6 protein-coding genes are annotated in these 13,966 nt (G+C 60.4%); 1 reads left to right on the top strand and 5 read right to left on the bottom strand.

The window, feature by feature from the left end; genetic code table 11:
* The first annotated feature begins 157 nt into the window (after positions 1 to 157).
* On the top strand, positions 158 to 5,686 hold the full coding sequence (locus tag AC0L30_RS17870; RefSeq protein WP_473404834.1) for a trifunctional serine/threonine-protein kinase/ATP-binding protein/sensor histidine kinase: 5,529 nt from the start codon (positions 158 to 160) through the stop codon (positions 5,684 to 5,686).
* Positions 5,687 to 6,731: 1,045 nt separating this feature from the next.
* Here AC0L30_RS17870 and AC0L30_RS17875 read toward each other — a convergent pair.
* The 5 genes from AC0L30_RS17875 to virB10 form a co-directional block, all read right to left on the bottom strand.
* Complete coding sequence (locus AC0L30_RS17875; protein WP_247480437.1) at positions 6,732 to 8,342, bottom strand: OprO/OprP family phosphate-selective porin; 1,611 nt, start codon at positions 8,340 to 8,342, stop codon at positions 6,732 to 6,734.
* A 376-nt stretch (positions 8,343 to 8,718) separates the two neighbouring features.
* Complete coding sequence (locus AC0L30_RS17880; RefSeq protein WP_354167207.1) at positions 8,719 to 9,891, bottom strand: LPD7 domain-containing protein; 1,173 nt, start codon at positions 9,889 to 9,891, stop codon at positions 8,719 to 8,721.
* Positions 9,875 to 11,821: a type IV secretory system conjugative DNA transfer family protein gene (locus tag AC0L30_RS17885; RefSeq protein WP_473404835.1), complete on the bottom strand. Its 1,947-nt coding sequence runs from the start codon at positions 11,819 to 11,821 to the stop codon at positions 9,875 to 9,877. The genes AC0L30_RS17880 and AC0L30_RS17885 overlap by 17 nt, the downstream gene beginning before the upstream one ends.
* Positions 11,787 to 12,818 carry a P-type DNA transfer ATPase VirB11 gene (gene virB11, locus AC0L30_RS17890; protein ID WP_473404836.1) on the bottom strand — a complete coding sequence of 344 codons (1,032 nt, stop codon included), beginning with the start codon at positions 12,816 to 12,818 and terminating at the stop codon, positions 11,787 to 11,789. Before virB11 ends, AC0L30_RS17885 begins: the two co-directional genes overlap by 35 nt.
* A complete protein-coding gene (virB10, locus tag AC0L30_RS17895; RefSeq protein ID WP_473404837.1) occupies positions 12,815 to 13,957 on the bottom strand; it encodes a type IV secretion system protein VirB10 in 1,143 nt (380 codons plus the stop codon). The genes virB11 and virB10 overlap by 4 nt, the downstream gene beginning before the upstream one ends.
* Positions 13,958 to 13,966: the final 9 nt, after the last annotated feature.

A 13,966-nucleotide genomic window follows, 5' to 3' on the forward strand; every position in this document is an offset into this window, starting at 1 on the left:
GATCTACGTCCGCCCTACCCGGCAAGACAAAGGGAAGGCTGGCATTTCTCTGGTGATGGAGTACCATTTCTCGAGGCGGAGAGAGGCCGCGCGCGTGGCGCGCGAAGAGCTTGATCAGCCGACTTCAAGCCGAAGCCCCCACGGCGGAGTTTGACGGATGGTGCAGCAGTCGCTGAACGTCACGTACTCGGACGGCGGCTCTGAGGTGTTGTGGGAGGACGGCGAGCGCGTGTTCAGTCGCGGCTGGCGACTGGACGACAATGGCAACCGGCTCGCCGTGCTACTTGTTGCGCCTGCCGCCGACCACCCGGCCCGGGCGAGACTCGATCGCCTCACGCACGAATACGAGCTGAAAGATGAACTCGACGGGGCATGGGCGGCGCGGCCGCTCGCCCTCATGCGCGACGCCGGTCGGACCGTACTGGTGCTCGATGATCTCGGTGGCGGGGAGCCGCTCGATCGTTTGCTCGGGGGGCCCATGGAGGTAGGACGCTTCTTGCGCCTTGCTATCGCTGTTACCTCTGCTCTGGACAAGGTTCATCAGCGCGGGCTCATCCACAAAGACATCAAGCCAGCTAATATTGTAGTGGACTGCGCGGATCAACACGTGCGGCTCACTGGGTTTGGCATCGCATCGCGCCTGTCCCGCGAGCGGCAGGCGCCCGAGCCGCCCGAGACCATCGCAGGTACGCTTGCCTACATGGCACCCGAACAAACCGGGCGGATGAATCGCTCGATCGACGCCCGCAGCGATCTCTACGCCCTCGGCGTCACGCTGTACCAGATGCTCACGGGCGTTCTGCCCTTCACGGCGGCTGATCCGATGGAATGGGTGCACTGCCATATTGCCAGAAAACCAGTGCCGCCAGGGGAACGGCTAGAGGATGTCCCAGCGCCCGTCTCGGCGATCATTATGAAGCTGCTCGCCAAGACTCCCGAGGATCGTTACCAAACCGCCGGCGGTGTCGAGCGCGATCTGCGACGCTGCCTGGCGGAATGGGAAGCGCGCCGCCGTATCGATGACTTTCCGCTCGGCCTGCTGGACACGCCGAACCGGCTGCTCATCCCCGAAAAGCTGTACGGACGAGATCGTGAGATCGCCACGTTGCTTTCCTGCTTCGATCGCATCGTCAAGACCGGTGTACCAGAGTTGGTGCTGGTCTCCGGATATTCCGGTATCGGCAAGTCCTCTGTCGTCAATGAGCTGCACAAGGTGCTCGTACCGCCCCGCGGTCTTTTTGCATCGGGTAAGTTCGACCAATACAAACGCGACATCCCGTATACCACGTTCGCGCAGGCCTTCGGCAGCCTTGTCCGCCCGCTTCTCGGCAAGGAGGAAGAGGAGCTGAGCATCTGGCGCGATGCCTTTCGCCAAGCGTTGGGGCCAAACGCGGAGCTTATCATCGATCTTGTCCCGGAATTGAAACTAATCATCGGAGAACAGCCTCCGGTTCCTGTCCTTCCGCCATTGGATGCGCAACGCCGATTCCAATTGGTATTCGGGCGATTCATCGCCGTATTCGCGCGGCCGGAGCACCCGCTTACGCTGTTCCTCGACGACTTGCAGTGGCTCGATGCAGCAACGCTCGATTTGCTCGAAGATCTTCTGAGCCGGCAGGACCTGCGGTACATGATGTTGATCTGCGCCTACCGAGACAACGAAGTGGACTCCGCCCATCCTCTGACGCGCAGGCTCGAATCAATCCGCAAAGCTGGCGCGCTAGTGCAGGAGATCACCCTCGCGCCCCTGGCCTGTGAACACTTGGGACAATTGATTGCGGACTCCCTTCATTGCGAGCCGGAGCGCGCCACATCGTTGGCGCAACTAGTTCACGAGAAGACTGCTGGCAATCCATTCTTCGCTAACCAGTTTATTTATGCGCTTGCCGAGGAGGCGTTACTGAGTTTTGACCACTGCAACGCGCGATGGTCTTGGGATATAAATCGCATTCACGCAAAGGGTTACACTGATAACGTGGTGGAGCTCATGGTCGGGAAGCTGACTCGGCTGCCCGTTCGAACTCAGAACGCATTGCAGCAGCTTGCCTGCCTAGGCAACAGCGCGGATTTCGCACTACTTACGAAGGTTTACGGAGGCTCGAAAGATGTAGTGCATCGAGATCTGCTGGAAGCGGTCCGAGTTGGGCTCGTTCTCCACTCCGAAAGCGCGTATAGCTTTCTGCATGATCGTGTCCAGGAAGCGGCTTATTCACTAATACCTGAAACGGCCCGCGCCGAAGCTCATATTCGAATCGGCCGCCTCCTCGCAGTCGGCATTCCGCCAACGCAGATCGAAGAGAAGATCTTCGATATCGTAAACCAGCTCAATCGTGGCTCTCATCTCATAGTGTCAGATCAGGAGCGTGAGCGGGTCGCAGAATTGAATCTAATTGCAGGTAGACGCGCGAAGATCTCAACTGCGTATACTTCAGCGCTTTCGTATCTCGCCGTTGGGCGGGCGTTTTTGACCGAGCAGAGTTGGGACGACAACTACGAGCTCATCTTCGCCATCGAATGTCTCACAGCCGAGTGCGAATTACTGACCGCGAGTAAGGTGGCAGCCGAAACTCGACTTTCGATGCTGGCGCGTCGTGCTAGAAGCGGCCCCGACACCGCCGCCGTCACACGTTTGCGGCTCACGCTTTATACCACTTTGGACCGGAGCGATCGCGGCCTCGAGATATGCCTTGAATACCTCCAGCGCGGAGGCATTGATTGGTCACTTCATCCGACTCGTATCGAAGTACAACGCGAATACGATCGAATCTGGTCCCAGCTTGGAAGTCGACAAATCGAGGAACTCGTCGACTTGCCTTTGATGAGCGATCCGGACTTACTCGCTACTCTAGATATATTAGCCGAGTTTCCGGCAATGCATATCGAGGAGAACTTATCTTCGCTCGTTGTTTGTCGAATGGTGAATCTGAGCCTCGAGTATGGCAACAGCGATGGGTCATGCTTCGCTTATGTATGGTTCGCCCAGATCGCGGGACCTCGCTTCAGCAACTATCAGGACGGTTTTCGTTTCGGCCGGCTTGGCTATGAACTGGTAGAAAAGCGCGGCTTGAAGCGCTATCAAGCTCGAACGTACATGTCCTTTGGTAACATTGTCATGCCGTGGGCAAAACATGTCTTAGAGGGACGTGATCTGGTACGTCGCGCCTTTGCTACTGCTGACCGCACAGGGGACGTCACATTTGCGGGTTATAGCTGTAATCACTTGATAACCAACTTTTTGGCAGCGGGAGACCCGCTTGCTGAGGTGCAGCGGGAAGCCGAGAGGGGTTTCGAGTATGCGCAGAAGGTTCGGTTCGGTTTCGTCATTGACAATCTCGCCATGCTGCTCGGATTTATTCGGACGCTTAGCGGACTGACTCCGACGTTTGGCTCCTTCAACCACGAGGGTTTCGATGAGCTTCGATTCGAGCGCCACCTAGCGAGTAATCCGGTCTTGAAGCTGCTCGAGTTTCGATATTGGGTCCGTAAGTTACAAGCACGGATCTTCGCTGCGGATTATGCTTCCGCCATGGATGCGTCATTGAGAGCGCAACAGCTACTTTGGACCTCACCATCACATTTCGAAACGGCTGAGTATTGCTTCTATAGTGCGCTCGGCCACGCGGCAGCATGGAATTCCGCATCGCCGGACGAGAAACAGGAACATTTTGAGGCTCTTGTGGCCCACCGCAATCAACTCGAAGTATGGGCGGCGCGCTGTGCGGAAAACTTCGAGAACCGCGCTGCCTTGGTCGGTGCCGAGATCGCCCGCATGGAGGGCCGCGTACTGAACGCTGAGGAGCTGTACGACAAGGCGATCCGCGAGGCCCGCAAACATGGGTTCGTGCACAACCAGGCCATTGCCAACGAGATTGCCGGGCGTTTCCACGCGGAGCGCGGTCAAGAGAAGATCGCTGCGACCTATTTGCGGGCCGCGCGGGCCTGCTACCTGCGCTGGGGAGCCGACGGAAAGGTTCGCCAACTCGAGGAACGTTATCCGCACCTCAAAGTGGACAAGGAGTCCCCGGCGACGATAGTGAAACCCTTCGAGCAACTCGATTTGGCTACCGTAATCAGAGTTTCGGAAGCGGTGTCAGGCGAGATCGTTTTCGAGAAGCTAATCAACACGCTCATGAGTGCGGCAATCGAACACGCGGGTGCCGATCGAGGTCTCTTGATTCTTCCGCGAGCCGATAAATATCAAATCGAAGCGGAGGCCATAGCCAGCAGTGACAACGTGACCGTGGTCCTGAAACAGGCGCGCGTCACGACTGCAGATCTACCAAGCTCGGTGTTTCACTACGTGCTTCGCACAAAAACAAGCGTTCTCCTGCACGATGCGTCCAGTCAGAACCCGTTTTCAGCGGACGACTATATTCGCGACCGTCGCTCACGGTCAGTGCTCTGCCTGCCGATACTGAAACAGACCAGGTTGATTGGCCTGCTGTACTTGGAGAATACGCTTACGACTGCCGCATTTACTCCTACTCGAATGGCGGTGCTCACGCTGCTCGCCTCCCAGGCGGCTATCTCAATAGAGAACGCTAACCTGTACCGCGAGCTGGCCGAGCGGGAGGCGAGGATCCGACGGCTAGTGGATGCCAATATAATCGGCATCCTCTTCTGGGATATAGACGGCCGGATCATCGATGCTAACGAAGCGTTTCTCCGCATCACCGGATACGGCCGCGACGATGTTGTCTCCGGTCGACTGCGCTGGCGGGATCTGACGCCCACCGAATGGCGCGATGCCGACGACCGACGAATGGCGGAGCTCGAGGCGACCGGAACGGCGCTACCCTACGAGAAGGAGTACTTCCGGAAAAGCGGCAGCCGCGTACCGGTGCTGGTCGGGGCAGCGACGTTCGGCGGGCGGTCCGACCAGGGCGTGGCCTTCGTGGTAGACTTAACTGAGCGCAAGCGAGCAGAGCAGGAAATTCGCGAAAGCGAGCGGCGCTATGGCGAGGTGCAGATGGAGCTCGTGCACGCAAATCGAGTCGCGACACTGGGGCAGCTCTCGGCTTCGATTGCCCATGAAATCAACCAGCCGATCGGGGCGACGCTCAACAATACTTCCGCTGCGTTGCACTGGCTGAGCAAAGAACCGGCAGATTTGGAGAAAGCTCGGCAGGCTCTCAACCGGATCTTTGCAAACGGCAATCGCGTCAGCGACGTCGTCGCTCGGATGCGCGCCCTTTTCAAAAAAGCACCTCTACGGAAAGAAGACGTGGACATTAACGCTGCAATTCTCGAGGTCATCACCCTGACCCGTGGCGAGATCGTGAAGAACGGCATTTCGGTCAAGACGCAGCTTGCGGACGACTTGCCGCTTATTCAAGGAGATCGGGTTCAGCTGCAACAAGTGATCATGAACCTGATCATCAACGCCGTCGAAGCGTTGAGTGCGGTCAGCGAGGGGGCGCGAGAATTGGTGATCACCACTCACACCGGAGAGCCCTCCGGCGTGCTCGTCGTGGTGCGGGATTCGGGTCCAGGTCTCAGTTCAGAGGGTCTTGAGCGTATCTTTGACGCCTTCAACACCACAAAGCCTGGCGGCTTGGGGATGGGTCTGTCGATTTGCCGCACCATCATTGAAGCGCACGGAGGGGGACTCTGGGCCACCGCTGCCCAGCCCCAGGGCGCAAGTTTTCAATTCACGGTGCCCGACCAGTCAAATGAGGCAGCGTAAATTGAACATCTGCAGCAGGCCATCACCGGAGCGAGCGCCTACAGAACTGACGAATCTCGATATGATTCTTGCAGTTTTGTGATTTCAAGCACGCGGCATTGCCCGCGACCGGTTCGCAGCAACTATGCTGCAAAACCGGACACAAATGTGCCTCTCGTCTAGCCACCCTGATGAATGGTGGAGAAACTGAAGGATGCCTGGAGTCGTCTCGTCTCCGCATGCGGAGCGAATGACGGGTCCTTCGGATTCGCTTGAAGAAGCAGACGAAGAGTCGGGGAGCCACCTGCAAAAAGTGGTGCGGGCTTGAGCCTCCCGATGGGAGAACCGAAGATCGACGCCGAGATCGAGGAGCTGATCGAAGACGCCGCGAAAACCGACAGTCGCCATCGAATCGCGGCCGCTGGCTTACGACACGCGCGGGGCGGCGCTAGGTGGTCGGAAGCCGGGAGACCACTAGGCGCACCCGACCGGGGCGTGAAATCAATCATCCGACGCTCGCGCGCGGCCCGTAGGCCGGGCCCGAGCGGGCGCACGGTCGCCGTTCAGCGAAAATGCGCCGCCGACAATCGGGCACCTCGCAATCGAACCTCCGCGTGATCACGCAAAGGCGCATTTTCCTTGCCTGTATAGGCCAAATCCGCAGCCTGTCGGTCGTATGGGCTATGATTCTTGATCTCGCCCGCACGATGCGCACGCGGCCACGCCGCTTTCCGCTCGGGCCGCTGCAACAATCGAGTCACATGAATCACCTGCGCTCTGGATAACTGACCCACTCCTCACAAAGAAGGAAATCCAAATGCTAGCTTGCATGAGCCTGAGTCCTCCGCTGGAGAAACGCAAGCTCGGCAGAAACATCGTCGGATCTGAGTCCGACCCAATGTTCGAGGCCGATACACACTCAGTGCCTGCGGAACGACTGAACCGGTTACGGCGAATGAGACACGCGCCCGCTCGTATTATTGAGGCGTCTCTGGGTCGACGCGACGGAAACAGGGCCGGACGCGCATAAAAACAAGCCGACAAAACACTCCTGCAAGAGATTGCGTCAGAAGGCAAACTGCGTGCGCATCGCCACGGCATCGAATTTCGAGCCGACATCGGCAGTCGAGACCGGCGAGGCCTGCTTGGAGATATTGCCATGCAGGTAGTCGAGCATGAAGCGGACGTTGCCGTTGACATACCAGTTGAGCGCGAGCGTGTAGACGGTCTGGCGTCCGCCGGCGATGCCATTGGCGGTCGCGAGCTGATCGTTGAGGTCGATCTGGCTCACGCGTCCGGCGACTTCCCAAGCACCCCAGCCGCCGCCATCCAGCGAGAACGGATGCGCCGGCTTGACGCCGTTATAGGCCGCGTTCGCCGCATTGTAGCTACGACCTTCGCCGGTCAGCACGTAGCCGGCCTGCGCGTAACCGCCCTGGAACTTCAGGCTCGACGCACCGACCAGCGGCACGCCGGTGTTGGCGGTGCGATCGACATTGTACCAGAAATACTCGCCCTGGAGGATCAGTGGTCCATAGGTGGCGGCCGCCTCGAGACTGTAGACCTGCGCGCCCGAGACATTGGCGATCGCACCGGTGGACACCAGCGTCGTCGGGTCCAGACGCAATTCCGGACGGTCGCTCAGCGTGACCGTCTGTGTGTTGGCGATGAGATTACGCGGCGGCTGGATCAGCCACTGCGCGTCGGCACCGATATGCACCGAATAGTCCTTGCCGCTGATGGGGTTGCCTGCAACGCGCGCCACGGCGCCATATTGCTCGCTGGTGCCGGCTGGCGCGGCGCTCGAGGCGGAGTGGATCGCGCCCGTCGCTGGTCCGGTGACATAGCCGCCGACCCAGAGCTGGTCGTTGTACCACCGCGTGCCGGCCGCGGAGCGGAAGTCGCCGGCGGCAATGTTGGTGGCGATGATGCCCGGCGAGGCCCGCTCCATGAACATGATGTCGTTGGAACTCGTGGCCTCATCGAGAGTGTAAGGCAGGTCCATGATGCCGGCTTCGACTGCCATCCTTCCGCCGAACGGCTTCAAACCGGTGTAGCTGAGATAGGCATTCTCGAGGCCGGAGACGCCGCCGCCGGGCAGCGATCCCGGAGCTGCGCCGCCAAATCCATCGGAGGTGCCGCCGAAATCGTAGACCAGTGCGAAATTCCAGTCGTTGAAGAATTTGCCGGCGAGCCCGATGCGGGCGCGGCGGACGTTCTCGCCGCTGTCGAGCTTCTGCGGCACCGTGGCCGCGGTGTTGGGACGATAGTCGTAGCCGCCGACATCCCAATGCACGCGGCCAGTGATGGCGACGCAGTTCGCTCCATCGGCGGTGCAGATGGTTGGCCGGTTGTTCGGCATCGTTACGACAACGCCGGATGCCGGTGCAGGGCCCTTGAGCGGGATCGCAGCACTTGCGTTGGCGACGACAGCCTTGGCCTCCGACCGCGCTTCGGCCTTTGCCTCTGCCCTTGCTTCGACTTTGGCCTTCGCCGTGGCGGCCGTGTTCGCGGCAGTCTGGCTCTGGAGCTTATCGAGCTTCTGCTCCAGCATCTTCAATTGCTGCTTCAGGAGCGCGATCTCCTGCTCGCTGTTGCCTGCCGACTCGGCATGAGCTTGCGATATCATGAGGGCACCGGCGATGCCCAGTGCCGTTGCAAATGCTTTCCTGAGCATTTCACATCCCCTGCTTTCCATGAGACGTCCACCCTCATTCAACAGCCCGAGCGCCAGGATCACATAAACTACGTCGGTCGCTCGGAGCCGTCGTCAATTCCTCCGACGCACACACCTGCAATAACGTTGCGCCGAGTGAGCTCAAATGCCGTCGAAGAATTGTCGCACTACTTGACCATAAACTAGACCTTGTGGCCAAGAGCGCTAGACGCGATGCCGATCCTGTCGTGCGCCCCCGTGCTGATCGATGCGACCTTCGCAGGAATTCTCTGTCACATCAAGGTATCTGTCGTCATGATTAAGCGGCTACCGGCGCGGTGCCGAAGCACTATAACGAAGGATGCAGAGCAGTTCGAAGAAGGCTTGAACCCTCCGTTCAGCGCTCTCGCTCTTGCAGTCTGACATGTTCACTCTTGTGGGTTTGATAATCCCCGTGCTTGTCACGGCCCAGTTTTTCACCGCGAACAGGTTCCATTACTGTCGCGCGCCTGAACGAATGCCCCTTCTCGAGGTGTTGGGCGATGCGCTCCTTTGCGGCTGCAATGATGCTCTCACGTGCGCGCTCGTCCTTTGGGAACGCGCGTGCTAGCAGCTTCTCGATGATGGCGACTTGCGACCGTGCCGCGACCAGATCGGGATCCCGGGCGGCCGTAGGTCGGTCGGTTACGCGAAATTTCTCCGCGGTCACACGCCAGCGGTTTCGCGGCACCTGCCGCCTTTCCGTTCGCGCACCTCCGGCTGCATCGATGACCTTGATAGTTTTGAGGACGCGCTCGACGCCCTCCCGGCGCAGTTGGATTTGGTCGCCGGGCCCTGCCTTGCTGTCGGCGATCGCCTTTTCCAGACCCACGCCCCACACTTTATGCCGCTGGCCGTTGTCGAGCTCGATGGCCAAGTAGGCCGTTGTCTCGGCGTTGCTCCGATTGCCGTAGGGTGCCTGGCCGAAGTCGATCAAACGCCCCGAAATGCCTTTGTCGTAGTCGAGCCTTGCCGTGGGCGCGTCCTTGTCAACATTTGAACGAGTCTCGACCTCACGCGTGCGAGGGTATGTTCGATTCCGGACTTCTCTTCGGTCGGCCAGCGCCTGCCGATCGAGATCGGTCGGCTGATACCCCTGAACTTCGATTCCGCGCGCACCAGCCTCAAGCCAGGCCTCGCGTCGGAATTCCGCGGAGCCGCGGACGTGAAGTGCCTCCCATTGGCGATGTTGTGCCACGCTGACCATGTCCCGGATTACTTCCGCTGCGGCCAGCCGGGTGACCAGTCGATCTTCCGTGATTTTGAAGGCCAGATACTCGCCACGTTCGTCGGCATAGAAGCGCGTTTCCCCGCTATGCCGGTCTCTTCCGGTCTCATTTGAAATGACGTAATATTTGCGACTGATACGCTCGGGGAGCGCATTGTCATCAACTATCGCGGCGGACGACCTCGCAGCCGACTTTGACTTCGCTTGCGCCTGGTCGCCCGGTTCGTTTCTCCCCGGATCGCGCCCGGCGCGACGTTGCCGCTCCAGGCTGAATTCCTCGCCAGCGTCATGCTTGTCGTTCATGCTGCTCACCCTTCTGCCTGCGGCCGGCCCGCCGCGGCGGCGGAATGACCTGAGCGTCGATGTAGTTCAGGGTCCAGGCCTTTAACTCGTCTTCGGAGAGCCCTTCGAGGTCCACGTCCACGTCCCCGAAATCGAAACTGGCACCGGCAGGAATGGTGGAGGGGTCGGCCACCTCCTCGTCGGTCATCGGTCGCGACCGAAATACCATGCGGAGCTCAGCGACTTCGGACCGAAGCTCTTTGATCTCTGCCTCAATCAGCGCATTCGAACGGCCTTTGGCCATCTCCGAAACAGGCGGCGGGAGCAGACGCCGCAGGAAAGCCTTGTCTTCGTGATACACGATCTTGTCGGCGATGACGGGCGGCAGCCCCGAGGCTAGGATGAAGGCTTTGGACCTAGGCAAGAGTTTCAGTTCCTGCGGCAGCATCAGGGCGCGGCGATGCTCGGAGACGGTCTCGCTGGTCGCGCGCCTCGCCAGCCCTTTTGGTCCGCTCCGGCTGCGCGCCTTCACCGTGTCGTAGCCAATGCGCTCTGACAGCTCATTGGCGACATCCTGTTCCTTCGGCGCAAAAACGACCTCGACGGCGTGGTTGGTCATGAAGTTACGGGCGGCGTCCACGCCGTAAATTGCGCGAAGCTGAGCCGGACTTTGGACCACCGTGAGAAGGCGGATGCCGTATCCGGCAATGAAGGCGACCGATTTCGCAAGCACATTGACATTGCCGAGCGCCGGAAACTCATCGAGTAACAGCAGCACCTTGCGATTGAGTTTGGGATTCTGCTCCGGCAGTTCGCGGGTGTTAAGATCGACCACCTGCTGGAAAAACAGATTGAGAAGCGGCGCCATACGGTCGAGATTGTCTGGCGTGACCCCGAGATAGATCGACATCGGCCGTTGCCGCAGCTGCCGCAAATCGAAATCGTTGGTCGAGGTCGCGGCATCGATGCGAGGGTTGAGCCAGAGACCAAGCCGCGCCGTCACGGTCTTGCGCACCGAGTTCATGGTGTTTTCGGAAGCGGCGAGGAAGTCGTTTAATGCCGTTATGCAATGCCGCGACAGTTGCGAAGGGCCTGACTTGCGAGCGGAGATGATTTTCTCGAAATGAGACTTGAGGTCGCTTGCTGCCGAGAGCTGGTGCAGGATCTCGCCAATCGTCAAGGGCAGGCCAGGCGTTTCCGCGACATAACCGCCAATCGCCACAAAGGCCGAACGTGCCGCCTCGAACCAGAATGGGTCGCCCCGGCTTTCTGCCGGAAACAGCATCACCGCGATGCGCTGCAGATCGTCATAGAGATCGGCGGGATCGCTGCGGACATAGCCCAGCGGGTTGTAGCGTGCGGTCCGACCGTTCTCGTCAAGCGGGTCAAACAGATGGACCTCTTGCCCGTGGGCTGCGCGAAATCCCGCCGAGCGATCCCAGTTCTCCTTTTTCACATCCAGCACGACAACTGAATCCGGCCAGTTGAGCAGGTTCGGAATGACATAGCCGACGCCCTTGCCCGCCCGAGTTGGGGCGTAGACCAGGACATGCTCCGATCCGCCAAAGCAGAGCAGTTTGGCGTCCTTGCGGCCGAGCAGCACGCCCTCCTTGGATCGCAGGCCGGCGGCCTTGATCTCGCGCTCCGAGGCGAAACGGGCGCTGCCATGAAGCGGCAGAGATCGCTGCCGGAGGATAGCGCCGAGCAGGCCAAAGACGACGATCACCCCGGCTAGAGTTGAGAGCGTCAGCCAGCGGTCAAAGCGTGGGTCAGTACCGTACCGGGGCCAGCCGGTGGCGATTTCGGACCAATGGATGCCTCCGTCGTGATGCCTGAGCCCGAGCAGCAGAATATTTGACGCGACCAGCAGAAACAGCCCGATGGCGCCGACCGCAAGCGCAGTACCGAGCGCGAACCTAGTGGGCGTGGTCGCGTTTGCGAACGGGGTCATAATAGATTTCCGAGATGCGATAGCGGCCGTCGCGCTTCTGCATCTGGACGACGACGTCGACCAGAAGCAGCAGCAGCGAGCGGATATCGTCGCGATGAAGGTCGCGGCCTTCCGCGCTTTCCTTCACCAACAGGGTCAGTTGCTCGAAGGCGAGCGGGGCACTGTCGGCATGGACCGTTGTGATGGACCCTGGATGTCCGGAGTTCACGTTCCTCAAATAGAAGAACGCCGTCCCATCCCGAAGCTCCTGCAGCAGGATCCGATCTGGCCGCATCCGCAAGCACGACTCGAGCAGTTCGCGCGGTCCAATCTTGGCGACGCCCTGCCCGTCCTTGGCATAGAGCAGCCGCACGCAATTCTGATGAGGGATGACAAGCTCGGCGGTATCCTCAATCGTGATGAGCCGCTCGTGCGGCGGGATCGCCGCGATCAGCGCCTTGGACAGGGTGGTCTTGCCGGAACCGGTTGCGCCAGAAATGAGAATGTTGCGGCGAGCTCTCACGGCCAGCTCGAGGAACTCGCGCCATGCGCCGGCTTCCTTCAGGGCAAGTAAGCGATGCTCGTCAGGGCTGAGCTCATTGCCGGTGACACGGATCTCGTCGAACAGTTTTGCCTGTTCGAAGGCGTCAAGCGTCATGGTCAGGGTCGAGGGCTTGCGGATCGTCAGACTGATCGTCCCGGTCGGTACAGCCGGCGGGACCACGATCTGACAGCGCTCCTCGCCGATCAAGCTGGTCGAGACGACCGGATGCTCTGGACCGACGTCCTGACGGGTGTGACCGGCGGCGGCAGTTGCCAGATGCGACAGATAAGCGTGCGTCAACGCCGGCGCCTCATGCCGGATCCAACCGCCCGGCCCTTCCACGAAGATCTCGCCCGGGCGGTTGACGACGATTTCGGTCAGGGTCTTGTCCGCCAAGTATGATGCCAGCGGCTCCAGATAGCGCTCCAGGACCAGGCGGCCACCGTCGCGTTCGCTCGGTACACCCGCGCTCATTTCGTCACCACAGCCGGTGCTGCGACGTTCCCGGGAATGGTGCGGTCGAGAATCTGGGTCCGGGTCTCAATTCGCCGAAGTTGATAGACCGAGGAGAAATCGACGTCGCGTGCGACAAAGATATTGACGAGTTCGCCCTGGTTCTTGTTCAGCGTCGGCGGGATGTTGATCGACTGCTCGACAGCGATAGCGGCGGCCGTATTGGTGGCCCCCGCGGTGTTGTTGATTTGGATGGAGCCGTCCTGCATCTGCTGACGGCCGATCGATGAGGCATCGCTGACGATCGAGAGCAGGAGCGCCGAGCCAAACCGCTCAAAGAAGTGGGTGTCAATGTCACCGTCGAAGCCGGCGCGGCCCAGCGCATCGGTGGCCGGCGAGGCCAGTGCTGCAATCACGCCGGTCGGCGTCTTGGCGCGCGTCCATAGCACGAACAGGCGTTTTGAACCGCGCCGCACATTGCCGCGATACTCGCCAACCACCTGCGTGCCTTTCTCCATGAGCACCACGTTGCCGGAATCCGACATCACGTCCCGTATGACGACGCAGGAGACGAAGCCGGCCACGTCTGACGACATCGCAGTTTCTAGTACGCACGGAATTGAAGTGCCTTGGGTGACGAGCAGATTGCGGTTGGGAAGCCGCGCGGCGCGCACGCCCTCGATCGGAGTGGGCTTCAGCCTGTCGGCAAGATCGTTGCGCGGCTCGCTCCGTCCAAACTCATAGGGCTCGGTCAGGACGCTTCCGGTGGCGCTATCGCGGGCGGGGCGCCCGGAAGAAATCGGCCGATTATAAGCGAGTACCGGCGCCCGCCGCGCGCTCTCTAGGAGCTGGTCGGACGGAGGTGCCGGTGCCGCTGGGGCGGCTGCGACCGGTATCGCTATCGAGGCTGTGGTGATCGGCGCCGACGGCTGTTCCGGGGCGGGTTCGAAGGCCGCCGCCGGCCGGATCATCAGCTTGCGAGCGGAGTCGCTCACCGGCTTATCGCTCTTCCAGGTGCTCCAGATGATCAGAAAGGCAAAAGCGGTCAGCGCCAGCGCGCCGAAGCCGCGCTTGAGTATCGCCGTTCGACCATTGTCCCCTCCTCCTACGGGGGTAATGCCGCGGTCGCCGGCAATCGTCTCGTCCTCATGCTCGGTCATGTCGCGCCC

The organism is Bradyrhizobium sp. MI1.11, from assembly GCF_055811255.1.

Coding starts and splice junctions, on each gene's coding strand:
- AC0L30_RS17885 (WP_473404835.1), bottom strand. CDS start 11,821: ATGACCCCGTTCGCAAACGCGACCACGCCCACTAGGTTCGCGCTCGGT.
- virB10 (WP_473404837.1), bottom strand. CDS start 13,957: ATGACCGAGCATGAGGACGAGACGATTGCCGGCGACCGCGGCATTACC.
- AC0L30_RS17880 (WP_354167207.1), bottom strand. CDS start 9,891: ATGAACGACAAGCATGACGCTGGCGAGGAATTCAGCCTGGAGCGGCAA.
- AC0L30_RS17875 (WP_247480437.1), bottom strand. CDS start 8,342: ATGCTCAGGAAAGCATTTGCAACGGCACTGGGCATCGCCGGTGCCCTC.
- virB11 (WP_473404836.1), bottom strand. CDS start 12,818: ATGAGCGCGGGTGTACCGAGCGAACGCGACGGTGGCCGCCTGGTCCTG.
- AC0L30_RS17870 (WP_473404834.1), top strand. CDS start 158: ATGGTGCAGCAGTCGCTGAACGTCACGTACTCGGACGGCGGCTCTGAG.